The following is a 24,540-nucleotide window of genomic DNA, read 5'->3' on the forward strand; positions in this document are numbered from 1 at the left end:
TCCCGCCGCGGGTCGTGCTGCGATGGGATCGAGCTGGCCGTCCATCGAGCGACAGCCGAGAGAGTGCCATGGCGAGACACCACCGGAAGATCGCGATCTCGTGCGCGGCCGCTGCGATGGCGGTGATCAGCTTCGCGGGAACGGCGCGCGCGCAGATCGCCGACGCGGTCTACGAGGACGTGAGGGACATCATCGAGGATCTGATCCAGCGGGAGGTCGCCGAGGCGGTCGCCCCGAACCTGGTGTGCCAGACGGCGCGCCTGGCGAGCGTGGATCAGCGCCTCGAAGAATACGCAGGGATCCTCGACAAGCTCGAAGACGCGGCGGCGGGCCCCGAGAAGGACGCGCTCGAGAAGCGGCGCGACGCGCTGAAGCCCATCCTGCGGAGCGGGTTCCCGATCCTCACCTATTTCCCTCTCACGCTCCAGCGGGTTTTCCGGCGGCAGTTCAGCGCGATCCGGACGAGCGTCACGGACGAGGTCGCGGGCTTCGCGGGGCACATGGTCTATGTCGGGCTGACGTCGAACGAGGGCCAGATAAAGAAGCCGCAGGGGACGCAGAGCATCGAGCTCCTCCACAAGTTCGCGAGCGCCGACGACGCCCGTGCCGAGCGCGCGGCGGCCAGCAAGCTGACGTGGACGAGGCTCGACCCGCGGTCGTTGAACACCTGTGTCTCCGTGCTCAAGGAGGAGCTCGCGTCGGGCGTTACCGACGCCGGCGCGCCATCGCCGCTCGAGAAGGACTGCGGCGCGAGCGCCGCGTCAGGGACCAGCTACGCGTGCGAGCTCGCGTTCGCCGTCCGCGCCATTCTCCAGAGGAAAGACGCCCTGGCGGAGGAGCACTTCATCAGGGCAGCCGCGGTCGTGGTCGGGGCGACCGCGGCGAAGGCCCTCGAGGTGACGGACGACGCCGCGAGGAGAGCACTCCTGGACGAGGCGGTCCTGGTCACGCGAGACGTCCTGCGCGGCGGCAAGACGCTCGACGAGATCATCCCTGTCCTCTTGTCTGCCGTGCCCGCCGCGTCCGCCGCGCCTGCCGCCGGGGAGGCAGACGCCGCCGCTCGGGCCCGGGAGCTGCGCTCCAGGTTGAGCAACCTCGATCGCCTCCGGGTCCAGTGGAACATCGGCACCCGGGGCGGCGCGAGCAACCTGGAGCTCGTGAGCTTCGTGAACGTCATCGGCGGCGCCGGCGGCGCGCTCCGCGATCTCTGTGACAGGGACCTGATCGGCCAGGTCTGCGCTCAGATCGAGCGACAGTCCTCGGCGCTGACGAAGATCGGCGACCTCCAGGCGGACCTCTGGCCGGCGATCCGGCTCGCCAGCCAGGGCGAGTACGGGGAGGCAGCGAGCCGCGCGATCAGGACGTTCTTCTCCTCGCGGCCCGGAGGCGAGGGGGATCAGGTCGAGATCTACCGGCGCTTCGCCGAGGCGGTCCTCGTCTACGTGCTCGCGACGGCCAACGACAAGGTACCTTCGGACGCCGACCGGGCCGCGTTCCGGGAGGCGTCCGTCGAGGTGCTCCGGGAGCTGGGCACGGGGGGCGGCATGGATCGCCCGTGGGGTCACGCCTTCTACAGGCCGGACATGGGGCTGCGCGTGTCGTGGAGCCCGAGCTACATCGACGGCGAGGGTGGATCGCCGAGGATCGTGCCGTCCGCGAACACCATCAACCTGCGCGGCGTCGTACGTTATACGGACGCCTATTATCTCGCCCTCCAACCCTCCTTCATCGACCTCCTCGCCCCGCTGAGCGAGCTCGCGCTCAGGCGCTCGGAGGCGGTCGAGTACGAGGATTCGGGCCGCGTCCTCCTGAACGCCGTGACCCCTCGGATCGAGGTGATGGTCGGCGTGCCCGCCCTCTCGAAGCACCTCGTCGTCTCCGGCGGCGCTTCCCTGCGCCTGGCGGCGCCCTTCAAGAAGAAGGATCAGGAGGGGTGCGACGGCACCTGCTATCGCTACAAGTTCCTCTGGAACAGGAAGGCCGATGTCGTCTCGGACCCGGCTGGGCTCGGGTTCATCGAGTTCGGCTTCGGGGTCAAGTACCTGCTCTGAAACGTCCCCTCGGATTTTTCGGCAAAATCCACAGGGAGGCAGGGAGGCGAGGAGAAAAATCCCAGATCTCCCCATCTCCCCGGCTCCCTGCTCCATCTTGCGCCGAAGATGCCGGGGCGCGGAGGGACTGAAACTGTATACTTGACAGTTGTAGTGTCTCGATTCAGGGTGCTCCTCGTGATGACGTACAAGCTCGACGAGCTCGCGGGCGAGGCGGGGGTGGCGCCGCGCACGGTGCGGTATTACGTGCAGCGCGGGCTCCTTCCGGCGCCGGAGTTCCGCGGGAAGGACACTTCCTACGGGCGAGAGCACCTCGCGCGGCTCCGCGCCATCAAGGTCCTCCAGCAGGCGCACCTGCCGCTCGAGGAGATCCAGGCGCGCCTCGCGGGCGCGGGCCTCGACGAGATCGAGCGCATCGCCGCGGGGGCGCCGCCGCGCGATCCGGAGGTGCGCTGCGCCGCCCCGGAGGAGGTCGCCGCGGCTCCGCCCGTCGGCTCCGGCGCGCCGCGCGGCGAGCGCTGGGAGCGGGTCGAGATCGCCGACGGGGTGGAGCTCCACGTGCGGACCGACGCCCCGGAGCGCTCGCGGCGCATCGCCCTCGATATCGAGTCTCGCTACACAACCCTTGCCCCGAAAGGCTCGCGATGAACCCCTCCCACGATCCTTCGCACCCGTCGCCGATGTCGTGCCTTCGCTCCTCCGAGGGCCACCCGGTCCCGCTGCTCGGCGTCTCCCTCTCGGGCGAGGTCCTCGGCGGCGCGGCGCGGCTCGTCGTGCGGCAGCGCTACCGGAACGAGGAGCGCCGGCCGATCGAGGCGATCTACACCTTCCCGCTCCCGGGCGAGGCGAGCATCGCGGGCTTCGCCATGGAGTGCGCCGGCCGCAGGCTCGAGGGGGAGGTCAAGGAGCGCGAAGAGGCGTTCAAGGCCTACGACGAGGCGATCGCCACAGGCCACGGCGCGGCGCTGCTCGACGAGGAGCGGCGCAACGTGTTCACGGCGAGCGTCGGCAACCTCCTTCCCGGGGAGGAGACGGTCGTCGAGGTCGCGTTCGTGCAGGCGCTCACGGCCGACGAGGGGGCGCTGCGGCTCATGATCCCGACCCTCGTCGCGCCCCGCTACATGCCGGGCGCGACCGGGGGCGACCGGACCGCGCACGGCGTCCACGCGCCCACGGGCGACGTGCCCGACGCCGACCGCATCTCCCCCGAGATCGCGCGCGTCGACTACGGGATCACCGTGGATATCGTCTTCGACCTCGGGCGCGACGTCGCGATCGAGAGCCCCTCGCACGCGCTCTCGGTGCGCCGCGAAGAGGGGTATCGCCAGCGGGTCTCGCTCCGGAACGACAAGGCCGCGCTCGATCGGGACATCGTGCTGCTCGCGGCGGGCGCGCCGGGCGTGCAGGCAGGTGTGGTGTGCGACAGGACCCCTGGCCAGGAGGGGACCTTTGCCCTCACCGTGGTGCCGGACCTCTTCGACACGCATGCACACGCGAAGCGGGCGTCCTCCCGGCGCGACGTCGTGTTCGTCGTCGACGTGTCGGGATCCATGCAGGGCGAGTCGATCGACCAGGCGAAGCGCGCGCTCCGGCTTTGCCTCCGCCACCTCGCCGAGGGGGATCGGTTCGGGGTGATCGCGTTTTCCAGCGGTTTCCGGGCGCTCGAGCCGTCGCTCGCCCCGTTCACACAGGCGACGCTCAAGGCCGCGGACGCGTTCGTCGAGGGCCTCCGCGCGGACGGCGGGACGGAGATGCTGGAGCCGCTGCTCGCGGCCATGGGCATGCTCGGGGAGGCGGAGCGAGATCGCGTGGTCGTGCTGCTCACGGACGGCCAGGTGGGCAACGAGGCGCAGATCGTCGAGCGCGTCGTCGAGCGGGGCAAGGGGGTGCGGATCTACACGTTCGGCATCGGCACGAACGTGAGCGACGTGCTGGTGAACGATCTCGCGCGCCGGACGGAGGGCGCCGCGGAGTTCATCCACCCGGGCGAGCGCATCGACGAGAAGGTCACGGCCCAGTTCGCGCGGGCGACGGCGGTCCGGGTCACCGGGCTCGAGGCGCGCTTCGAGGGGATCGACGTCGGCGAGCTCGCGCCGGCCGAGCGCCCCGCGCTCGTCGACGGGGAGCCGTGGGTGCTCTACGGCCGCTACGGGCAGCCGGAGATGGGGCGCCTCTCGCTGCGCGGGACCCTGCGCGGGGAGCGCTTCCACCTCGACGTGCCGGTCGAGCTCGCGGCGGAGGCGTCGCGGCCCGGCCTCGAGGCGCTGTGGGCGGGCGCGCGGGTGCGCGAGCTCGAGGAGTCGGAGCGCGCGCTGTCCGGCAAGCGCGCCGAGGCGATGCGGAAGCGCATCGTGGACCTCGCGGTCCGGCACCGTGTGGCGTCGAAGCACGCGTCGTTCGTCGTGATCGAGCGGCGGACGGGCGACCGGCGGGCTCACGGGCAGCCCGAGGCGCGGCCCGTGCCGGTGAGCGCGCCGGCGGGGTGGGGGATGTCGAGCCACCGCGGCCCGGCGGCGCCGGCCGCCGTGTACGCCGCGATGCCGCTGGGCGGGGGTGGCCCGATGATCGGCGGTCCGGTCGTCATGAGGGCCAGGGCCTCCGCGGCCGCTCCCGGGGCGCCCCCTCCCGCGGCGCCCGCCGCCCCGCCCAGGTCGGCGCCGGCCGCGCGCGGCCTGCTGGCGCGCGCCAAGCAGCTCTTCCAGCCGACCGAGGGGGCCGCGGCCGCGCGCGGCTCGGCGGACCGGGCGGCGAGCTGGGCCGCGCCCCCGGCCGCCGCCGCGCCGGGCGGCCCCCCGCACCACGTGCCCCCGCCGGCCCCGGCCGCCGCGCCGACGTCGCACCACGTGCCCCCGCCGGCCCCGGCCGTCGCGCCGGCGCCGAGCGCCGTTCCTGGTGGGGTCCCGTCCCAGGGCGACGGCCTGGGGCGCCTCTTCGAGGAGCAGCTCGCGTCAGGGCTCTGGGAGCGCGGCGACTCGACCGATCTCGGCCGGCTCTCCAGCACGGCCCTGTGCCTCGCGGCGTGCCATGACGAGGGCGTCGACTCGGCCCACCCCATCTACGGCGCCCAGGTCGCCAAGGCGATCGAGTCGCTCTGCGCGCTGGCCGGGGCGCTCCTCCAGCGCGGCGGCGCCGACGGGGAGGCAGCCGCAGCGCTGGCGGCGGCCTACCTCGCCGCGAGCGGTCGGCGGCTGCGCGCGCAGGTCCGCGACGCCGTGGCGGCCGCCGCGCCGGAGGCGGTGCGCGCGCTGCTGGGCGAGCTCGGGGACGCTGCGGCGCTCAGGAAGAGGGTCGGCGCGCTGCGCGGCGCATGACGGGCTCACCGCGGCCGGATGGCCGCGGCAGCCCTCGCGTCGCTCTCACGGATACGTGTCGTCCCCACCCTTCGTGCCAGCTCCCGGGCGGGCTGCGCCCGCCGGTGCTGCGCCAGCCGGTGCTGCGCCAGCCGGCGCTGCGCCAGCCGGTGCTGCGCCAGCCGGTGCTGCGCCAGCCGGCGCTGCGCCAGCCGGTGCCGCACCCGTCGGTGCCGCGCCAGCAGGGCGAACGGGGCCCTCCGGGAGCTGCGCTGTCCCCTCGATCACGATCTCCACGCGCGGCTCCGGCGGTTGCGCCGGGGCGCCTCCGCCCGCGTCGGCAGGCGGCAGATCGGCGAAGCTCGCCAGGCTGAGCCGCGCCAGGGGCACGCCGGCCTCCTTGGGCTGCGCCAGGAAGAGCAGCACGGCGCGCGCCTGGGCGACCGTCACGTCCCAGCCGTTGCGCCAGGCCACGCCCGGCGCGCCGCTCGCCGTGTGGCCGACGACCTGGTAGCCGAGGCCCTTGAGCGGCTCGTTGGCGCGGATGATCGCGGCGATGTCCCGCAGCACCTTCTCCCCCGCCGGGGAGAGCGCGTCGCGGTTCCCCTTGAACAGGACCCGGCTCGGGATCGAGATGACCACGCGGCCGTCGCGCGGCGCGACCGTGACCTCTCCCGCGGCGACCGGCAGGAACGCCCTCAGGACGTCGCTGTCGCGCTCCGACGCCGGGCGGGCCCCGGCCGGCTCGCCGCGCGACGGCGTCGCGCCCAGGCCGACGTCGAGGCCCGAGATCGGATCGTTCGCCCAGCGCGGCTCGGCCGCCGCTTCGCCGCGCGGGCCCTGCTCCTCCAGCTGGCGGACCCGCGCCTGGCTGGCCACGAGCTCGCGCTGGAGGCGCTCGGACCGGTCGAGCTGAGCTTGCCATTCGAACTCGGTGTAGCCGCACCCGGCGAGGAGCGCTGACGCGAGCAGCGCGGCCAGGCCGCGCCCGGCGAGAGCGGCCCGGACAGCGCGGGGAGGGGAGACCTCGGCGCGCCCCTTCGCGCTCACCTCTGCGACACCCGAAACAGGCAATTGCACTTGGCAGGCTCCTTCTCGCCGGATCATCCGGATCCATCCTCCTCGCGCCAGTGCGCTGAGCGGGCGGGAGCCTATCCGAGCGGCCGTGATCCCACAAGGCGCGGGCGGCGCTCAATCCACGTTCGGGCCAGGCTCGGGCCGCGTCTGGGCCAGGTTCGGGGCGCCCCCGAGCGCGGGATGCGCGCGTCGCGCGCCATCTGTCGACGCGCGCGGCCCCACGTCGCGGCCGGGCCGGGGCGCGCGCCCCGGCCCCGGAGACCTCGGCAGCGGACCGGGCCGAGGGACCGATCCGGTCCGGGATCGATCCGCCTGCGCGCGGTCCCGCGCTCGCTGGCCGTGCGGGTGAGCCTGCCTACGACAGGCGCTCGTGGCCGGCGCCGTTCGGCAGCGAGGCCTGGTGCACTTTCCTGCGTTGCTCGAGCTCGGCAGAGATGAGCCGCACGAGCTCCGTCGAGAGGACGATCGCCTCCCGGGGACCATATCCATGCTTGCTCAGCTCCCGCGCGACCGACTTGGCCAGGATCTTCATGGCCGAGTCGATCTCTCCCGGCGTCTTCGATGTCGACGTCGAGAAGAGGCTCGCGGTCATCTGGGTATCGGCGCCTCGCCCCTGGCCGTCCTCGGGCGTTCGGCGCAGCGTCGGCTCGAGCTCCGGAGGCGCCGCGCTCCGGAGCGATGGCCGATCGATCGCGTTGCTTTCGTGGTTTTCGGCCGATGCGGGCGTCGTCGTGCTCGTCGTGCAGTCCGTATGCAGCGATGTCATGTTGTGCGCGCTCACGGTGGATCCCCGTCGTCGTTGAACCGGTTTTCTCGCCTTCGTCCTTCGTTTCCGCGCGTGAGAGGCGCTATTCATGGCGAGCTCACGCCGCTCGTCGCAGCGGCAGGCATCGGTGGAGTTACGTCGCGAGACGAAGTTGACGGTAAAAGCAGGAATGGCACCTGCGGGGACCGTGTGGAGGCGGACCACATTGGCCCCTGACCCCACGATAGCAGGGCTCCGATGAAAGGCATCGATCCATCGGTTGTTCGCGCGGGAACACCCATGTTCGCGAGCGCCGCCGGCGACGCGCGGCGCCTCCCGCCGCCCACGCTGCTCAGGAATCCTCATGTGGTCTGGCGAAGCCTCGTGCCGCCGCGAGCGATCTGGGCCGCTCGACACACCGGGGCTGGCGCACGATGACCGCGCGTTCAGCGCCTGATATGGAAAACGCGGTTCGACGCCGAGGGGGCGATCGCGCGAGACTGCGACTCTGAACGTGCGCGCCAATGCTCGCCCGCTGGGGGCGCCGTCCGCGCTGCGCTGCGAGCGCGAGAGATGGCTTGCCCGGGGCAGACCCGGGTGCGTCTGGCGCGCTCGCAGCGCGGGGCGCGGCGCGCCGCCGCCCGCGCTGCGCTCCGACGGGGAGCGCGGACGCACGCGTCCACGGATGAGGAACAATCGACGTTGGGCACGGATGGCGAGTCTGGTGTTCGCTGGTTGGACACAGCTTGTTAGGAATCGCGCGCCTTCCATTGACGATGTGTGTTTCCTGCGGTACTCGATGGAATCGTTGGCGGCATGACGCTGCGGCGCCATGGGCGTCCGGATGGAATTCCGGGCTTTGTAGAGCCGACGGCGCGGTAGCGCGGTAGATCGACGCGACGTCCTTGCTTCCGTGTGCCGCTCCATGGCGCCGTTCGCTGCGGCTCGGCCGACGCCGGACGTTCCGAGTTCATCATGTGTAGGGGGGAAGTATGGCCACACTGTGCAGGCCGGAGGTCGCGGTTCCGGAGTTCATCATCACGCGGGAAGATACGCTGAAGCTGGCGGAGCGGCTGCACGCGAGAAACCCGCAGCTGAAGCTCGTGCTGCGGCTCATCAACGGCACCGGGGTGCAGAAGCGGCACATCGTGCAGCCTCTGGAGCAGGCGCTCGCTCACCCTGGCTTCGAGATCCGAAATAGAATTTACGAACGGGAGGCCAAGCGCCGGGTGCCGCCGGTGATACGGCAGGCGCTGGAGAACGCCGAGCTCACGGCGCGGGACATCGACGCCATCATCTTCGTCTCGTGCACCGGCTTCATGATGCCGTCTATGACGGCCCATCTGATCAACGCCATGGGCTTCCGGCACGACACGCGGCAGATCCCGATGGCGCAGCTCGGCTGCGCGGCCGGGGCGGCGGCCATCAGCCGCGCGCACGACTTCTGCGCGGCTCACCCGCAGGCCAACGCGCTCATCGTGGCCTGCGAGTTCTGCTCCCTCTGTTACCAGCCGACGGACGATGACGTCGGATCGCTCCTGTCCGACGGCCTCTTCGGGGACGCGGTGGGCGCGGTCGTCGTCCGGGGCAGCGGAGGCACCGGCATCCGGCTGGAGCGGAACGAGGCTTATCTCATCCCGGACACCGAGGAGTGGATCTCGTACGCCGTCAAGGACACCGGGTTTCACTTCCGGCTCGACAAGCGGGTGCCCGGGACTATGAAGCCCCTCGCCCCCGTGATGCGCCGGCTCGTCGCGAGCCACGGCTGGGACGTGGGCAACCTCGACTTCTACATCGTCCACGCGGGCGGTCCGCGCATCCTCAACGATCTGTGCAAGTACCTGGAGGTGCCCCAGGAGGCGTTCCGGTACAGCAGGGCCACGCTGACGGAGTACGGCAACATCGCGAGCGCGGTGGTGCTCGACTCTCTAGGACGCCTGTTCGCGGACAGGCCGATGCCCGACGGCGCGCGCGGCGTGATCGCGGGGTTCGGCCCGGGGATCACGGCGGAGATGGCCGTCGGTTCCTGGGTGAACGATCACGGCCAGAGCAGGGGCGGAGGGCGTTCGTCCGTCGCCGCGTGACAGCGGCCCTGTCGCTCCTGCCGTGTAAATCGTGTGAGAAGAGGAAGGGAAGGCTGATGACCAACGCATCGCTGAAGACTCCGTCGCTGAGGTTCACGCTCGGAGGCGACCGTCCCGTCTGCCGCATGGGCTATGGCGCCATGTACCTGACCGGGCCGGGCTACTGGGGGCCGCCGGCCGACCCGGACGCGGCCGTCCGGCTCCTGCGGCGCGCCGTCGACCTCGGGGTCAACTTCATCGACACCGCCGACGCCTACGGCCCGGACACCAACGAGCAGATCATCCGCCGCGCCCTCCATCCGTACCCGGCGGGGCTCGTGATCACCACCAAGGGCGGGCTGCTGCGCTCCGGACCGGAGGACTGGACGGTGCAGGGGCGCCCGTACATCGTCCCGTGCGGGCGTCCGGCGTACCTCCGCCAGCAGGTGGAGATGAGCTTGCGCAACCTCGGGCTCGAGCGCATCGAGCTCTATCAGCTCCACCGCATCGACCCGGCCGTACCGCTGGCCGATCAGCTCGGCGAGCTCGCGCGGCTCCGGGAGCAGGGCAAGATCCACCATATCGGGCTCTCCGGGCAGCCCGAGGTCACCGTGGAGCAGCTCGCCAAGGCGCGCGAGATCACCGAGATCGCCGCCGTGGAGAACCTGTACAACGTCGCGGACCGCTCCGGGGAGAAGGCCCTTCGGTACGCCGAGCAGCACGGCATGGCGTTCATCCCGTGGTTCCCCATGGGGCACGGCGACCTCGCCAAGCCCGGCAGCGTCCTCTCCGGGCTCGCCAAGGAGCGCGGCGCGACGCCCGCCCAGCTGGCCCTCGCCTGGCTGCTGCACAGGTCGCCGTCCATCCTCGCCATCCCCGGCACCTCGTCCATCAAGCACCTGGAAGAGAACTGTCGCGCCGCGGACATGAAGCTCGACGAGAGCGAGCTGGCCGCCATCGAGGACGCCGCCGCCGCCGCGAAGACGTGGCGTCCATCGACGTCGGAATCGGGGTCCGCCCACACGGAGGAGACGCCATGAGCACCCAGCAGCAAACGAGCGCCGCCCATCCGAACGTCCAGAAGCTGCGCACCCTCTACGCCGATCTGTCGCGCATCGGGGAGTTCGTCGCCGACGACATGGTCCTGCACACCGCGCACCGGGAGCTCTGCCGCGACAGGGCCGCCGGCCGCGTCGTCGGCAGGGCGGCCGCCGCCACCCACGAGCGCGAGCTGATCCGCATGACCGGCGGCACCCTGCAGATGGATGTGCAGCACATCTTCGCCAACGATCACTTCGGCGCCGCCTTCGGCTTGCTGCGGGCTCACCTCGGCGGCGCGAGCCTCGCGATGCCGTTCTGCGGGGTCTGGCGCTTCCGCGGGGGCCTGATCACGGAGCACTGGGAGAACGCGTACGACGTGGCCTCCGTGATGGCGTTCCTCGGCGACGAGAGCGGCGCCCCGCCCGCCTGAGGCGCGGCGCCCCGCCCGCCTGAGGCGCCGAGGGGCCGCGCCGCGAGGGCCTTGCCCCCTCCTTTGTCGCTCCCGCCGTCCTCCCGGATCTGCTACTGCTGCCCGCCGCGCCGGTGCCCTCCCGGGACCGGCGAGCTCCCCCGAGAGCGCGCTCGCCGCACGTCAGCCATGGCTCAAGGTTACCTCTTCCTGATCATCGCCCTCGTCTTCAACGCGACAGCGAACATCCTGATGAAGCTGGCGTCGCGGCGCGTCCCCTCGATGGAGGGGCTGTCCCTCGTCGAGAAGGCCCTCGCGCTCGTCACGAACTACCACCTCGTGCTGGGGCTCGTGCTCTTCGCGTCGAACATCCTGTTCTACGTCCTGGCGCTCAAGCGCATCAACCTGTCGATCGCCTATCCGATCATGTCGTCGGGCGGCTTCCTGCTCATCTCGGTCTTCTCGGTGTACTTCCTGCGCGAGACGCTGACGGCGCTGCAGATCGGCGGCATCGTCCTGATCGCGGCGGGGATCGCGCTGCTCGCGTACAACATCGCCTAGGCCTCCGGCCGGCCTCCGCGGCGCGACGCCGGACCGCCGGACCGGCCTGCCTCTCCGCCCTCCCTCGGCGTGGGGCCGTGGTACGGTGGCGCGCGCCTCGCGCCCGAACGCCCTCATCCCGGAGACCGCCGCCATGCGCAGCCGAACGCTCCCGCGTGCCTTGCTCGCCGTGCTCCTCGCGGCGCCCCTCGCGACTGCGTGCCACGGCGCCCGCCAGGACGCCGCGCACCCCTCGCCCGGCCGGGCCGGCGCCGCCTGCGGGCGCGGCGATCCGATGACGCGGACCGAGCTCTTCTTCGGCCTGGATCGGTTCGAGCTGCCCCCCGTGACGCAGGCGGAGTGGCAGCAGTTCGTCGACACGGCGGTCACCCCGCGCTTCAAGGACGGGCTGACCCAGTTCGATGTCGACGGCCAGTACCTCGCGAAGACGGGGAAGCTGATCCGCGAGGACAGCCGGCTGATCATGCTCCTCCACGACGGCGGCCAGGTCGCCTCGGACGCCATCGACGCGATCCGCAAGGAATACAAGGTTCGCTTCAACCAGGAGTCCGTGCTGCGTATCGACGAGCCCGTCTGCGTCGGCTTCTGACGCCTGTAACCGCCGCTGAAGGTGGAGCTCCGCCCGCCGCGGGGACTGCGCATGTCCCGCGCGTGTCTGTTCGGAACAGCGCCTGTTCTCCCTCCTCGGCGGGCCCCTGATCGCGAAGATTCTTGACCCGCGGGGGGCTGGGAGACAAAGTTTTATTACAACTGCCAGGCTTCGGTCGGCGCATGGCCGCGCATTGCGTTGCGCGCATCCGTCGGCGTGCTCGTGCCTGGCGTTCATAACGACAAGCGTTCGACGTGAGCGCTCCTGCTCGGCTCCAACGGGAGCAAGGAGATCCCCGTGCTGATGAGGCTTCCCTGGCGGCCCGGATGGGCCATGACGATGGTGGCTGTCGTTGGGTGCTCGGGCTCCGAAGCGCCTCCTCAGGAGGAGGAGAACGTAGTGGAGAGCCAAGATGAGGTGCGCTCCGACTTCCATGCACCCGCGTCTGGAAGGACGGTGTTCGCGGACGTCGTGGCCATCGATCAGATGTTCGTCTACGACCGCCTCGGCGCGTTCAACCCTGGAGGCATGGTGTACGCGCTCCGCCGGGACGTGGTGGCCGCCGACCCGTCGAAGGCCATCGGGCCGGGCAACGCGACGCTGCGGCCCGGCAAGCGCCCGAGGCCCCTCGTCCTGCGGGTCAACGCCGGAGACAGGCTCTCCATCAAGTTCACCAACTGGCTCACGCCCGCGACAGGCGCGCTGCCGAGCACCTCGACGTCGACCCGCGACGCCTCGATCCAGGTGGTCGGGCTCCAGATCCGGAGCATCGACGCGCTCGCCGCCGACGTCGGGAAGAACGAGAGCTCGCTGGCCGCGCCGGGCGAGACGCGCACGTACGAGCTCTTCGCCGGCCGCGAGGGCACGTTCCTCATGCACAGCGGGGGCGCCACGGTCGGCTCGGAGCCCGGGCCGGGGCGGCGGATCTCGCAGACGCTGTACGGCGCTGTCACGGTCGAGCCGCCGGGCGCGATCGCGTACCGCTCGCAGGTGACGGCCGCCGAGCTCTCGGCCGCCTCCCTGCGCCCGTCGAACCCGGACGGCACCCCGCGCATCGACTACGACGCGGTCGACGCGTCCGGTCAGCCGATCCTGAAGATGATCGACGACGCCGGCGAGATCGTGCACGGCGACGTCAACGCCATCATCGCGGGCTTCGACGAGACGGAGGTCGGCTCCCCGGCCTCCGAGAACATGGGCTATTTCCGCGAGTTCACGGTGCTCTTCCACGACATCCTGAGCGTCGTCCAGCCCATCGCGGAGTACCAGGCGGACCCGCGCTACAACGGCGTGCGCACCGGCTTCGGCATCAACTACGGCGCCGCCAGCCTGGGCAGCGCGGTCTTCGCCAACAAGCAGAGGATCGGCCCGAGCAAGCGCTGCGAGGAGTGCAAGTTCGAGGAGTTCTTCCTGAGCTCGTGGGTCAACGGGGATCCGGCGCTGAACATCGATCGGGACGACGCCGGCAACGCGACAGAGGCCCTCTATCCGGACGACCCCTCCAACGTGTCGCACGGTTACCTCGGGGATCCCGTCCGCATCCGGAACCTGCACGCCGGCCCCAGCGAGACGCACGTCTTCCACGTCCACGGCCACCAGTGGCTGCGGTCGCCGGGCAACGACAAGAGCGCGTACATCGACTCGCAGACCATCGGCCCGCGGGCCGCCTACACGTATGACATCACCTATGGCGGAGGCGGCAACCGCAACCTCTCCGTGGGAGACGCCATCTACCACTGCCACCTGTATGCCCATTTCGCGCAGGGCATGTGGGGGCTCTGGCGCACACACGACGTCTTCGAGGCGGGCACGCCGGACCGCTCGCTCCCGGACGGCGAGCTCGCGGCGGGGACGCCCACGCCCGCGGTCGTGCCGATCCCCGGCGTCGCGCTGGCGCCGATGCCGACCTACGCGCGGACGTCGGTCAGGATGGCCGACGGGAAGACCGAGGAGCGCGACCCCATGCCGGGTTATCCGTTCTACGTCGCCGCGGTCGCCGGGCACCGGCCGTCGCAGCCGCCCCGCGACATGGAGAACGACGGCGGGCTCCCGCGCCACTACATCGCGAACGTCCCGCCGGGGGGCGCGGCGGTCGGCGGCCGCGGCCTCTTCGACGTGCAGCTCTCCAAGGCCGACGTGCAGCTCTTGCCGAAGGACGGCACCCCGTCGGAGGTGGCGGCCGCCAACTTCCACGCGGGCGCGTTCCCGGGCGCCGTGCGCGCGCCGGAGCGCTACGGCTTCCCCGTCAAGGGCTACCCGGCCTTCACGGCGGAGGGCGAGCCGGCGCTCTTCCTCGTGAACGGCCAGCCGCCGGCCGCAGGCGCCCCCTTCGCGGACCCGTGCCCGCCAGGCGCGCCGGTGCGCACCTACCGCGCGGCCTACGTCCAGACCAACGCCCCGGTGAACCGGGCCGGCTGGCACGACGCGCAGGCGCGCATGATCGTCCTCGAGAAGGACGTCGAGGCGACCCTCGACGGCACGAAGGCGCCGGAGCCGCTGTTCATCCGCGCGCAATCCGGCGAGTGCGTCGTGTTCCACGCGACGAACCTCATCCCGGCGGCGCTCGCGGCGGACGACTTCCAGGTCTTCACGCCCACCGACGTCATCGGCCAGCACATCCACCTCGTGAAGTTCGACGTCACCGCCTCGGACGGCGGTGCGAACGGCTTCAACTACGAGGACGGGTCCCTGGCGATGGAGGAGGTGGCGGCGCGCATCCAGGCGGCCAACGCGCTCGGCGGGGCCCTCGCCGCCGACGTCAGGGGTCGCGAGTCCGGGGCGCGCGTCCGGCTCGATGACCCGACGCTCCACCCGCGCATGACCACCCCGTCGTTCGGGGCGCAGACAACGATACAGCGCTGGTGGGCCGATTCGATCCTGAGCGAGGCCGGCCAGGACCGCGCGCTGAACACGGCCTTCACGCACGATCACTTCGCCGCCTCGTCGCACCAGCAGCACGGGCTCTACGGCGGCCTCGTCGTCGAGCCGGCCGGCTCGATCTGGCGCGATCCGGAGACCGGAGCGGTCTTCGGCGATCGCAGCGACGGCGGGCCGACGAGCTACCGCGCCGACATCCTGTTTCCCCCGGGCGACCACCGCAGCCCGTTCCGCGAGTTCAACCTGAGCATCGCCGATTACGGCCCCATCTACGACGAGTGCGGCCGGCCGGTGAACCCGTCGTCGCAGGCGCCGGCGCCGCTGCCGCTGGCCATCACCCATGGGCCCTCCACCCCCGACGCGATCTCGTGGCGTGACTCGGGCGTCGGGCTCATCAACTACCGGAACGAGCCGATCCCGCTCCGGATCGCCGAGCGCAACTGCAGCACGCGCGCGGTCGTCCAGAAGAGCGGCGACGCCGGCGACATGCACAACGTCTTCAGCTCGCGTGTCCACGGCGATCCGGCGACACCGCTGCTCCGCGCGTACGAGGGCGATCGCACCCTGATCCGCCTCACCCAGGGCGCGCAGGCGGAGCAGCACGTGTTCACCGTGCACGGGAAGAAGTGGCTGAACGAGGCGACCGATCCCGACAGCGGCTACGCCAACGGGCAGCCCATCGGCGTCTCGGAGCAGGCGGATCTCGCGCTCGACGGGGCGCCCCTCTTCCGGAAGAACGCGGCGGGCGGCGCGGACTACCTCTATGCGGGCGCGCCGACGGACGATCTCTGGGAGGGGCGGTGGGGCATCCTGCGCGTCCACGGCGAGCGGCAGGCGGATCTCTTGCCGCTCTCGGGCGCGTCGCTGCCGAGCGGCAGGCGCCGGGAGGTCGAGGTGTGCCCGCCAGAGGCCCAGAAGAGGGCGTATACAGTCCACGCGATCACCGCGAGGGGCAACCTGCCGGGCGATCGCCTCACGTACAACGCGACGTACGGGCTCAACGATCCCGACGCCATCCTGTTCGTCCTCGAGGAGGATCTGGCCGCCCTGCGCTCGGGCGCGCGCCCGCCCGAGCCGCTCGTCCTGCGCGCGGCGGCCGGCGAGTGCGTCGAGGTCACGCTCGTCAACGACCTGCCCGAGGATCTGCCGAAGTCGCCTCAGTGGAACTACAACGCTCCCATCGTCGACGGGTTCAACGTCAACCAGGTGAGGCCGTCGAACCGCGTCTCGCTGCACGCGCAGCTCGTGGGGTATGACGTCACGGCGAGCGACGGCGCGAACGTGGGCGAAAACCCCGATCAGACGGTCGAGCGCGGGAAGCAGCGGACGTACACCTGGTACGCCGGCGACATCTCCGTGACGACCCGGGGCGACGTCCGCTGGCAGCCCGTCGAGCTCGGCGCCGTGAACCTCAAGGACATGGCGGACGTGGTGAACCACCCGATGCACGGCGGGATCGGCGCGCTGATCGTCGAGCCGGAGGGCGCCGTCTGGTACCCGAGCCGGGACTCGCGCGCGGCGGCCCAGGTGAAGTACCGGGACGAGAACGGCTCCGAGATCTGGTTCCGCGAGTTCGTGCTCCTCTACCAGGACGAGGTGCCCTTGCAGTCGGATCAGGCGGCGTTCCGCTGCCTCAACCCGGCCCTGGCCTGCGGCGATGTCCTCGCGAACGTCCTGGGCCCGCCCGATCCCGACTTCACTGGCCACAAGGCGTTCAACTACCGCGCCGAGCCCATCTGGGCGCGGCTCGGCGTGGGGCCCGACGCGCATCTCGGCACCATGCCGGGCCTCGACGTCAGCGGCGTCTTCAGCTCGGCGGGGCGCGGCGATCCCGCGACGCCGATCTTCACGGCGGGGCGCTATGACCGCGTGCGCTTCCGCGTGCTGCAGGCCTCGGGGCACCGGCGCCAGCACTCGTTCGGGCTCTCGAACACGGAGTGGGCGTACAACCCGTGGGCGCAAGGCTCGGGATCCCGGTACCAGGGCCGGAACAGCAAGAGCTTCGCCGTGAGCGCGCATGGCGGCATCGGCCCCATGACCGCGTGGAACGTGACTCCCTACTTCAGGTCGGGCGGCATGTTCGAGGTCCCCGGCGATCGCCTCTACCTGGACCAGTCGAACGCCATGCTCACCGGCGGGCTCTGGGGCATCTGGCGGGTCACGCCGTGAGCGGGAGGAGGGGCGCTGTGATGCGAAGGATCTCGATGGGCGGGACCTCGATGGGCTCGCGCGGACTCTGGCTCTCGCTGGCCTGGCTCGGCGCCTCGACGGCGCTCGGCTGCGGCAGGAGAGAGGCGCTCCCCGCCTCGCAGGACCCGGGGGCCGAGCCGCCGGCGCAGCCGGCGCAGCTCGCGCAGCCGGCGCAGCCCGAGGAGCCGGCGGCTCCCCTGCAGGAGAGCCGGGTCGAGCGCGATGGGCTCTCCATCGCGTTCGCCCTGCGGCCGCTGGACCGCGACCAGCAGGGCGGGGAGAGCGGCCTCGGCGCGGCGCCGGCCGCGGCGGTGGCGGGCTCCGACGTCGTGGCCGAGTTCACCATCACCGACGCGTCCACCGGCGCGCCGGTCCGTGGCCTCACGCCGCTCGGCTGGATGTCGCGCCGCGCCGGGGCGGACGGCGCCGCCGCGGCGAGCTTCTCCGGCGGGGCGCCCGAGGCGAGCCTCGCCAGCGGCGCGCCAGCGGCGAGCCTCGCCAGCGGCGCGCCCGAGGCGAGCCTCGCCAGCGGCGTGTCCGCGGCGAGCCTCGCCAGCGGCGCGGTCGACGCCGCGCCGGACGAGGCGGCGTGCCGGGGGAAGATCAGGAGCTTCATGGCGGGCCTCCTGTCCGTGCGCCCCGAGGTCGACATGAACGCCTACCTCCTCTGGACGCTGAACCAGGACAACACCCTCTCGGCCATCAACCCGCAGGTCGCCCTGGCCAGGACGCAGCTCCGGAGCGTGGTCAGCCTCGCGGGCCCCGGCGTCTCGTTCGTCCTGCACCCCGACCGGGAGAGCCTCTACGTCACGCTCCGGGGCGGGCGGGGCCTCGCCGTGGTGGACACGCGGCGGGGGCTCGTCCGGACGAACGTCCCCGTCGGCCAGGATCCGTCGCGCGTCGTGATCGCGCCCGACGGGCGCACGGTCTGGGTGGGCAACGACGGCGACGGGACGGTGAGCGTGATCGACGCCCGCTCGACGGACGTCCTGAAGACGCTCCCGGTGGGCCCGGGCCACCACGAGATCGCCTTCACCGGCGGCGGCCGCGCCGCGTGGATCACGAGCCAGCAGGGCGATTCGGTGGCGGTGGTGGACGGCGAGACGCTCGAGCCGCTCGGCGAGATCGCGGTGGGCGAGGGCGTCGTCTCCATCGCGGCGAGCGATGAAGCGGGCGTTGTCCACGCGGCGAACGCCGCGCGCGGCGAGGTCGTCGTCCTCGACGCCGCGCGGCGCGTCGTGGCCGGGCGCGTCGCCCTGAAGCCCGGGCTCGGCGCGCTCCAGTTCGATCCGCGCGGGCGGTTCTCGTTCGCGCTGAACCCGACAGCGAACGAGGTCGCCGTCCTCGACGGCGCGACGGGCGCGGTGGCGCACACGCTCACCGGGCTGGCCGCGCCGGACGCGGTCACCTTCACAGGGGCCTTCGCCTACATCCGCAACCGGGGCGCCGCGCGGGTCTCGCTCGTCGACCGGGCGGCCCTCGGCGGCGCGGCGGCCCCGCCCCTCGTCAACATCGCGGTCGGCCAGGGCCCGCCTCTGGCCGCCCCGGCGCGGCCAGGGCCCGCCGCGCTCGCCACGCCCATCGCCCCTCTGCCCGAGGGCAACGGCGCCCTCGTCGCGAGCCCGGCCGACAAGGCGCTCTACGTCTACGTGGAGGGCATGATGGCCCCGATCGGCACCTTGCCGAGCTACGGCCGCGAGCCGCGATCGCTCCTCGTCGAGGACAGGTCGCTCAAGGAGGTGCGTCCGGGCGTGTACGCGACCACGGTGCGCCTCGGCGAGGGGGGGCGCTACGACGTCGAGCTCCTCCTCGACCGCCCGCGGACGGGGGTGTGCCTCGAGGCCACCGTGGCGCCCGCGCGCTGCGCCCCGGGCGACGGCGAGGCCGACGGGTCCGGCTGCGGGGGCGATCCCGTGAAGGACATCGCGATCGCGCCGCTCTTCGAGCCCGACCTGCGGCTCGCGGCGGGCGAGCCCGCGACGCTCCGCTTCCGCGCGACCGCCGGCGAGGGGGGCCCTCCGCTCGACGCGGAAGACATCGAGGTGATGGTCGTCCGGTTCCCGACCGGGTACCGCTTCCGCGGCGCGCCGCAGGCCGAGGGGGACGGCACGTTCTCCGTCGCGTTCACGCCGCCCGCGCCGGGCCAGTACCGCTTCCTCGCCGCCGTTCCGGGGCGCGGGGCGCCTGTCGGCGCGCTCCCGTCCGTCCCGCTGCGGGTCTCCCCGCGCGGCGCCGGCGCGCACGTCGGAGGTGCGCGATGAGGCCCGGGGCGGCCCTCGCCGCGGTGGCCCTCGCGCTCGCGATCTCCTCGTCCGCGCGCTTCACGCCCGCGGAGGACAAGGCGCCGCGCGTGGAGCGCATGAAGATCGGCGGCGTCTCCAGGGAGGACGACGCCGCCGCGGAGCGGTACTTCACCAACACCGAGCTCGTCGACCAGCACGGCCGCGCGCACCGCTTCTATGCCGGGCTGCTGCGGGGCCGGAAGGTGCTCATCAACTTCGCCTTCACCTCGTGCAAGGGCGCCTGCCCCACGATGACGGCGAACCTCGCGCGCGTGCAGGCGCTGCTGCGGGCGCGCGGGCAGGCGGTGACGATTCTGACGATCTCGGTCGACCCGGAGAACGACACGCCGGCCGCGCTGAAGGAGTACGCCGCGAAGTTCAAGGCGGGCGAGGGCTGGTACTTCCTGACCGGCACGCCCGAGAACGTCGCCACGGTGCTGAAGCGCCTCGGCGGCCAGGTGCGGCGGCCCGACGAGCACACGATGACGCTGCTCGTCGGCGACACGTCGACCGGCATGTGGCTGAAGGCGTTTGCCACCGAGGAGCCCGAGGCGCTCGCGCGCGCCCTCCAGCACCTCAACGACCCACGGTGAGGCCAACATGCGTTTCCTGTCTCTCGGTGCATTGAAAGCGCTGGTCCTGGCCGGCGCGCTCGCCGCGGCCTCGTGCGGCCGCGGGAGCGCGCCTCCTGGCGAGCACGCCGCCCCCGCTCCCGCGGGGCCGCCTGGGCTCCCTCCGGACGTCGCTGCGGCCGCGGGGCCGCCTGGGCTCTCCCCGGACGGCGCGTCGGAGGTGCGCGCCTCGCCGGCGACGGGCGTCGAGGTCCTGGACGAGGAGCTCGTGGATCAGGACGGCCGGCCCGTCCGTCTCCGCGAGCTCGCGAAGGACCGGGTGCTCGTCGTCAATTTCATCTTCACGACCTGCACGACGATCTGCTCGCCGATGACGGCCATCTTCGGCCGGCTCCAGGCCCAGCTCGGCGACGCGCTGGACCGGGACGTGCGGCTCGTCTCGATCTCGCTGGACCCCGCCACGGACACGCCGGAGCGGCTGAACGCCTACGCCGAGAAGTTCGGCCGGCGGAAGGGTTGGTCCTTCCTGACGGGGCGGCGCGAGCGCGTGAACCGCGTGCTGGACGCGCTCGGGGGGCGGGCGCCGATCAAGGAGCGGCACGCGCCGATCACGCTCATCGGGCGCGAGGCGGAGGGCCGCTGGACGCGGGTCGAGGGCATCGCGCCGCCGGGGCGCCTCGCGGACGAGGTCCGGGCCTTCCTGTCGCCGCGAGGGCCTGTGGCGCGGAGCGCGGGCGGTGGATAGGCCGAGGGCCCGTCGGCCGAGGGCCCGTCGTCCTGGCAGGGCGCGGCTCGGCCTCCTGGCAGCGGTGCCGGCGCTGGGGCTCTGCGCGGTCGCGGCGTGGGCGCTCGGCCGGGATGACGGCGCGCCCCGGGCGCATGCGGCTGCGGCGGGCGAGATGGGGTCGTGCGAGGAGCTCTCGCCGGCCGCCCGGCGCGGCAAGCAAATCTACCAGCGCGGCGCGACCGAGGACGGCCGGCCCATCGAGGGCGCGATCGTCGGCGGCGCCGCGGCGCTCTCCGGCCGCGAGGCCGCCTGCGCGGGCTGCCACGGCCCCAGCGGGCAGGGGACGACCGAGGGCGGCGTCACGGCGCCGCCGCTCGCGGCCGAGCGGCGCCTTGCGTCGAGCGGCGAGCGGGGTGGGGGAGCTGGGCAGGGGAGGCGGCCAGACGAGGGCGCGATGAGCGCCGCCGCGCTGGTGACGGCCATCCGGGAGGGGCGAGGGCCCGCGGGGCAGTGGCTGAGCCCGGTGATGCCGCGGTACCGCCTGGAAGAGGCGGATCTATCGGATCTTGTTGAATATCTGGGCTGCGTCGGCCGCGATCTGGATCCTGGCGTCACGGCGGGCTCGGTGGCGCTGGGCGCCGCGCTGCCGCTGACCGGGCCGGATGCGCCGGTCGGCGCGGCTGCGCGCGACGTGCTGATGGCGGCGTTCGCCGACGTGAACGCGCAGGGCGGCATCTACCGGCGGCGGATCGAGCTGCGCGTGGAGGACAGCGCCGGGCCGTCAGGCGAGGCCGGGGCGACGGCGCGCCTGCTGGACCGGGGCGTGCTGGCGCTGGTGGGTAGCGCCTTCGACGGGGATCCGGCGCTGCGGGCGCGCCTCTCGGAGGAGCGGGCGGCGCTCGTGGGGCCCTTGGCGCTGGCGGGCGCACCCGGGTTGCCCGGCGGCGCGGCCGCACCCGGGTTGGCCGACGGCGCCCCGGCGGCGGCCGCACCCGGGTTGGCCAGCGGCGCCCCGGCGGCGGCCGCACCCGGGTTGGCCGGCGACGCCCCTCGCCGCGCGCGGGATGTCGCCGGAGGGGGCGCGGCCGGGGCCGACGACCTCGTGTTCCAGGTGCTGCCGGGGCCCGACGTGCTGGCCCGCGTGGCGGTCAAGCACCTCGCCGGCGCTCCTGCGAACGCGGCGTCGCTCGCGCTCGTCGTGCACACGCGCGACCGCGCCGGCGAGGCCTGGGCGTCGGGCGCGCGCGCGGAGGCGGCTCACCGCGATCTTCCTGCGCCGCCGGCGCTCTCCTTCGAGCCAGGCCGCCTCTCGCCGCGCGACGTGGCCGGCGCGGTGCGGGCGCACGGGGCGCGGGCCGTTCTCTTCTGGGGCCCCGGCGCGGACCTCGCGAGCGCCCGGGCGGCGCTGGACGACGTCGGATCGGCCGCGCCGATCTACGCCTCGCTCGGATCACTCGCAGGGAGCGCCGGGGCGCCGTCCCGCGGGCTCGCCGGCCGCGTGCTGTTCCTGTACCCAGGCTCCCTGGGTGAGCGGGAGCGGGCATCGGAGGACGCGCTGCATGCGTTCCTGCGCCGGGCGGGCGTCGCGCCGGGGCCGCTCTGGGTCCAGGCGAGCGCGTACGTCGCGGCGCAGATCGCGATCGAGGCGCTGAAGCGCGCCGGCGCCCATGCGACGCGGGAGGGGCTGATCGCGGCGCTCGAGCAGCTGCGCGACTTCGACGCAGGCCCGGCCCCGCCCGTGACCTTCGCCCGGAACCGCCGGACCGGGGTGCTCGGAGCGAGCGTCTTCCGGATGGATCCGGCGTCCGACGCTCCTGCTCCTGTGCGCGCGTCGGTGTGGATCGAGGTGGTTCCGTAGAACGGATCGAGCTCGACCTGGGTGTTCCACGAGGACGAATTGCCGGGGGAGAACCGTCGCGATCCACCGGTTCCACCGCTGCTGCCATCTGCCTCGCGGCGCCCTCGTCGCCAGGTCGCGGGGCCGCGGTCCGTCACCGCTGCCGCTCCTCCTCGTCCTCGTCGTCGTCGAACAGCGCGCCTACCTTCAGGACGATCGCATCGAAGGGCTCGGGCCTGACCCGATCCTCCCGCTCGGCCGCCAGCACCAGCAGATATCCCTCGGTCGTCCACCGGTAGACCATGAGCGTCTCCGTCTCGGGGTCGACGATCCAGTAGTGGGGCACCTTGCAGCGCTGGTAGGTCCGGAGCTTCTTGAACAGATCGTTGCGGCTGTTCGACGGCGATAGCACCTCACACACCCAGTCCGGCCGCACCCGGATGGGCACCTCCCTAGTACTACAGTTGTACTTACGGCGGCCGAGCGCCACGGCGCCGGTAGTGACAGCGGCGCGCCAGCGCCTGATGATGCCGCCGCCACCAGGACCAGCGCAGGACCGCGTCGGGGTCAACCGGCGCGGTCCACTGCAGCGCCCAGAGCAGACGGCGCACCTCGGGGACGGTCAGCGGGATGAGCGCGGCAGACTGGCCCCGCGCGGCCGATTTTTTTCCCCGCGGGCGCCTCGGAAGCAGCCCGCTGGACCGTCAGGAATGCGTGCGCAAAGAGCGCGAGGGTGATGTGACGGTACCAGCCCGTGAAGCTGCGGACCTCGTAGTGATCGAGGCCGACCTCGCCCTTCGCGCTCTCGAAGCACTCTTCGATCGACCAGCGGCTTCCCGCGGCACGGACCACTTCAGCTGATGGGGTAGTTTTCGCGGCGAAGACCGCGTAGTACGCGACGTCAGTCGGGTCAGCAAGGCTGCGGCGGAACAGGATGCCGCGTTGCCAGCGACGCGACTTCGCTTCGGGAAAGCGGGCGAAAGCCCAGTCATAGGTCCGTGGTCCCTTGGCCCCGTCGCCCGCGCTGAGGCGGTGCCAGGCATCCGCAGGCACCTGCTGCAGAAGCTCGCTCACGGGGATCTGGCGCCATTCGTTCCAGATCCGATGCTGGCTCGAGACGGCAAGCACGTACGGCTGTTCTCGTTCCTCTAGCCAGCGCCGCACCTTGCTGTCATCACCATAGACCTCGTCGCCCACAACCCAGGCGGCAGGCACGCCTGCTTCCAAGGCCCGCTGCAGCATGTGCAACGCCAGCTGCGGCTTGGTCGCAAACGTCACGTCCTCGGGCACACCTGCGCGCTTACAGCGCGCACGGTCCTCGGTCCAGGACGCCGGCAGGTACAGGGCCCGATCGAGGAAGGTACGTCCGCGTGGCGTAGCGTAGGAGAGAAAGACCCCCACCTGAGAGTTCTCGATCCGACCGGCCGTGCCGCTGTACTGCCGCTGCACTCCGGCGGACTGCGTGCCCTTTTTCAAAAATCCCGTCTCGTCGATCGCCAGCACGCCCGTTGGATGGCCGAGATGCTCGACGACGTAGGCGCGGAGATCATCGCGCACGGCATCCGGATCCCAGCGCGCACGACCGAGCAAATGCTGCAGCGCGTACGGGGTCGGGTCGCCGACTGCCTCGGCGAGCTGCCAGCTGTTCTTCCGTTCGATCGGGCTGAGCAGCCCCTTGAGGTAGGCAGCGACGTGGGAACGAACCTCGGCGCGTGCGAAGTGGTTACCCACGCGCTCGACGAACCCCGTCCAGGCGCCTGCCCAGACTGCACTGAGCGCTGCTGGTTCGTGCAGGAGAGCGCCGTCCGACCGAGCCGGGCGTCGAGGTGTCCGTGGTGCGGCGGTGACCATGCACAAGACCCGCCGACCCGAAGGCCTGCGGCGCCAGGACGGGGCCGGCTGCCTCGCCGAAGTGCAACTGTAGTACTAGGCAGCTCCGGCAAGCGCTCGCGCAGCCACCCTGTCACATCGGGACGGTAGACCTCGTGGGTTTCCAGCTCGACCTCGACCTCGGTCGCGAACCACCAGCCACCGGGCCAGCGTCCGCCGGGCCGTCGATCATACGGTCCGCTGATCCGGCTCCCGATCCGTAGCTGGGCGCGCCCGTGCGGGCCGCTCGGCATGGCCTTGCGAACGAGCTCGCCACCGATGACCTCGTGGAAGCGCTCGCGCTCGGGGATGGCCAGGAGATCGTCCGCGGTGGCGAGGCGGCGGGCGGAAGCGGCTCCG

At 72.4% G+C, this 24,540-nt stretch carries 17 protein-coding genes; 13 read left to right on the forward strand and 4 right to left on the reverse strand.

The annotated features are described in order from the left end of the window. The first annotated feature begins 68 nt into the window (after nucleotides 1–68). The 3 genes from WMF19_RS12535 to WMF19_RS12545 all read left to right on the forward strand — a co-directional run bounded on the left by WMF19_RS12535 (nucleotide 69) and on the right by WMF19_RS12545 (nucleotide 5,362). Nucleotides 69–2,051 carry a hypothetical protein gene (locus WMF19_RS12535; RefSeq protein WP_437899298.1) on the forward strand — a complete coding sequence of 661 codons (1,983 nt, stop codon included), beginning with the start codon at nucleotides 69–71 and terminating at the stop codon, nucleotides 2,049–2,051. A gap of 180 nt (nucleotides 2,052–2,231) precedes the next feature. Next, a complete protein-coding gene (locus WMF19_RS12540) occupies nucleotides 2,232–2,699 on the forward strand; it encodes a helix-turn-helix domain-containing protein (RefSeq protein WP_437901620.1) in 468 nt (155 codons plus the stop codon). Then, nucleotides 2,696–5,362, forward strand: coding sequence for a VIT domain-containing protein (locus WMF19_RS12545; protein WP_437899299.1), 2,667 nt, complete (start codon nucleotides 2,696–2,698; stop codon nucleotides 5,360–5,362). The genes WMF19_RS12540 and WMF19_RS12545 overlap by 4 nt, the downstream gene beginning before the upstream one ends. 45 nt (nucleotides 5,363–5,407) lie before the next feature. On the opposite strand, the gene WMF19_RS12550 is transcribed toward WMF19_RS12545, so the two are convergent. Both WMF19_RS12550 and WMF19_RS12555 read right to left on the reverse strand, forming a co-directional pair. After that, nucleotides 5,408–6,421 carry an OmpA/MotB family protein gene (locus tag WMF19_RS12550; protein WP_437899300.1) on the reverse strand — a complete coding sequence of 338 codons (1,014 nt, stop codon included), beginning with the start codon at nucleotides 6,419–6,421 and terminating at the stop codon, nucleotides 5,408–5,410. Between the two features lie 352 nt (nucleotides 6,422–6,773). After that, nucleotides 6,774–7,184: a hypothetical protein gene (locus WMF19_RS12555; protein ID WP_437899301.1), complete on the reverse strand. Its 411-nt coding sequence runs from the start codon at nucleotides 7,182–7,184 to the stop codon at nucleotides 6,774–6,776. 971 nt (nucleotides 7,185–8,155) lie between these two features. Here WMF19_RS12555 and WMF19_RS12560 point away from each other — a divergent pair. The 10 genes from WMF19_RS12560 to WMF19_RS12605 all read left to right on the forward strand — a co-directional run bounded on the left by WMF19_RS12560 (nucleotide 8,156) and on the right by WMF19_RS12605 (nucleotide 22,332). Continuing rightward, nucleotides 8,156–9,247, forward strand: a complete 1,092-nt coding sequence (locus WMF19_RS12560) for a type III polyketide synthase (RefSeq protein ID WP_437899302.1) — start codon at nucleotides 8,156–8,158, stop codon at nucleotides 9,245–9,247. Nucleotides 9,248–9,303: 56 nt separating this feature from the next. Continuing rightward, entirely contained in the window at nucleotides 9,304–10,266 is a 963-nt protein-coding gene (locus WMF19_RS12565) for an aldo/keto reductase (protein ID WP_437899303.1), read from the forward strand. After that, on the forward strand, nucleotides 10,263–10,697 hold the full coding sequence (locus tag WMF19_RS12570) for a nuclear transport factor 2 family protein (RefSeq protein WP_272102930.1): 435 nt from the start codon (nucleotides 10,263–10,265) through the stop codon (nucleotides 10,695–10,697). Before WMF19_RS12565 ends, WMF19_RS12570 begins: the two co-directional genes overlap by 4 nt. A 168-nt stretch (nucleotides 10,698–10,865) precedes the next feature. Further along, nucleotides 10,866–11,237 carry a DMT family transporter gene (locus WMF19_RS12575; RefSeq protein WP_272102931.1) on the forward strand — a complete coding sequence of 124 codons (372 nt, stop codon included), beginning with the start codon at nucleotides 10,866–10,868 and terminating at the stop codon, nucleotides 11,235–11,237. Between the two features lie 133 nt (nucleotides 11,238–11,370). Next, the gene (locus WMF19_RS12580) at nucleotides 11,371–11,826 is read left to right on the forward strand and encodes a DUF3574 domain-containing protein (RefSeq protein WP_437328841.1); all 456 of its coding nucleotides are present in this window, start codon (nucleotides 11,371–11,373) and stop codon (nucleotides 11,824–11,826) included. A gap of 399 nt (nucleotides 11,827–12,225) precedes the next feature. After that, nucleotides 12,226–16,872: a copper oxidase gene (locus WMF19_RS12585; protein ID WP_437899304.1), complete on the forward strand. Its 4,647-nt coding sequence runs from the start codon at nucleotides 12,226–12,228 to the stop codon at nucleotides 16,870–16,872. Nucleotides 16,873–16,892: 20 nt separating this feature from the next. Further along, nucleotides 16,893–19,154, forward strand: a complete 2,262-nt coding sequence (locus WMF19_RS12590) for a YncE family protein (protein WP_437899305.1) — start codon at nucleotides 16,893–16,895, stop codon at nucleotides 19,152–19,154. After that, a complete protein-coding gene (locus tag WMF19_RS12595; RefSeq protein ID WP_437899306.1) occupies nucleotides 19,151–19,768 on the forward strand; it encodes an SCO family protein in 618 nt (205 codons plus the stop codon). The genes WMF19_RS12590 and WMF19_RS12595 overlap by 4 nt, the downstream gene beginning before the upstream one ends. 7 nt (nucleotides 19,769–19,775) lie before the next feature. Next, nucleotides 19,776–20,492 (forward strand): SCO family protein, encoded by a 717-nt coding sequence (locus WMF19_RS12600; RefSeq protein ID WP_437899307.1) that lies wholly within the window; start codon nucleotides 19,776–19,778, stop codon nucleotides 20,490–20,492. Further along, nucleotides 20,485–22,332: a cytochrome c/ABC transporter substrate-binding protein gene (locus WMF19_RS12605; RefSeq protein WP_437899308.1), complete on the forward strand. Its 1,848-nt coding sequence runs from the start codon at nucleotides 20,485–20,487 to the stop codon at nucleotides 22,330–22,332. Before WMF19_RS12600 ends, WMF19_RS12605 begins: the two co-directional genes overlap by 8 nt. A 133-nt stretch (nucleotides 22,333–22,465) precedes the next feature. On the opposite strand, the gene WMF19_RS12610 is transcribed toward WMF19_RS12605, so the two are convergent. Then, complete coding sequence (locus tag WMF19_RS12610) at nucleotides 22,466–22,882, reverse strand: Uma2 family endonuclease (protein WP_437899309.1); 417 nt, start codon at nucleotides 22,880–22,882, stop codon at nucleotides 22,466–22,468. Further along, complete coding sequence (locus WMF19_RS12615; protein ID WP_437901621.1) at nucleotides 22,879–24,105, reverse strand: IS701 family transposase; 1,227 nt, start codon at nucleotides 24,103–24,105, stop codon at nucleotides 22,879–22,881. Before WMF19_RS12615 ends, WMF19_RS12610 begins: the two co-directional genes overlap by 4 nt. Between the last annotated feature and the right edge of the window lie 435 nt (nucleotides 24,106–24,540).

The organism is Sorangium sp. So ce124 (assembly GCF_051525235.1).
Lineage (GTDB): Bacteria > Myxococcota_A > Polyangia > Polyangiales > Polyangiaceae > Sorangium > Sorangium atrum.

Excerpts from the sequence above, each read along its gene's own strand:
- WMF19_RS12535 (WP_437899298.1), top strand. The coding sequence starts at position 69 with ATGGCGAGACACCACCGGAAGATCGCGATCTCGTGCGCGGCCGCTGCG.
- WMF19_RS12540 (WP_437901620.1), top strand. The coding sequence starts at position 2,232 with ATGACGTACAAGCTCGACGAGCTCGCGGGCGAGGCGGGGGTGGCGCCG.
- WMF19_RS12545 (WP_437899299.1), top strand. The coding sequence starts at position 2,696 with ATGAACCCCTCCCACGATCCTTCGCACCCGTCGCCGATGTCGTGCCTT.
- WMF19_RS12555 (WP_437899301.1), bottom strand. The coding sequence starts at position 7,184 with ATGACATCGCTGCATACGGACTGCACGACGAGCACGACGACGCCCGCA.
- WMF19_RS12560 (WP_437899302.1), top strand. The coding sequence starts at position 8,156 with ATGGCCACACTGTGCAGGCCGGAGGTCGCGGTTCCGGAGTTCATCATC.
- WMF19_RS12565 (WP_437899303.1), top strand. The coding sequence starts at position 9,304 with ATGACCAACGCATCGCTGAAGACTCCGTCGCTGAGGTTCACGCTCGGA.
- WMF19_RS12570 (WP_272102930.1), top strand. The coding sequence starts at position 10,263 with ATGAGCACCCAGCAGCAAACGAGCGCCGCCCATCCGAACGTCCAGAAG.
- WMF19_RS12575 (WP_272102931.1), top strand. The coding sequence starts at position 10,866 with ATGGCTCAAGGTTACCTCTTCCTGATCATCGCCCTCGTCTTCAACGCG.
- WMF19_RS12580 (WP_437328841.1), top strand. The coding sequence starts at position 11,371 with ATGCGCAGCCGAACGCTCCCGCGTGCCTTGCTCGCCGTGCTCCTCGCG.
- WMF19_RS12590 (WP_437899305.1), top strand. The coding sequence starts at position 16,893 with ATGCGAAGGATCTCGATGGGCGGGACCTCGATGGGCTCGCGCGGACTC.
- WMF19_RS12595 (WP_437899306.1), top strand. The coding sequence starts at position 19,151 with ATGAGGCCCGGGGCGGCCCTCGCCGCGGTGGCCCTCGCGCTCGCGATC.
- WMF19_RS12600 (WP_437899307.1), top strand. The coding sequence starts at position 19,776 with ATGCGTTTCCTGTCTCTCGGTGCATTGAAAGCGCTGGTCCTGGCCGGC.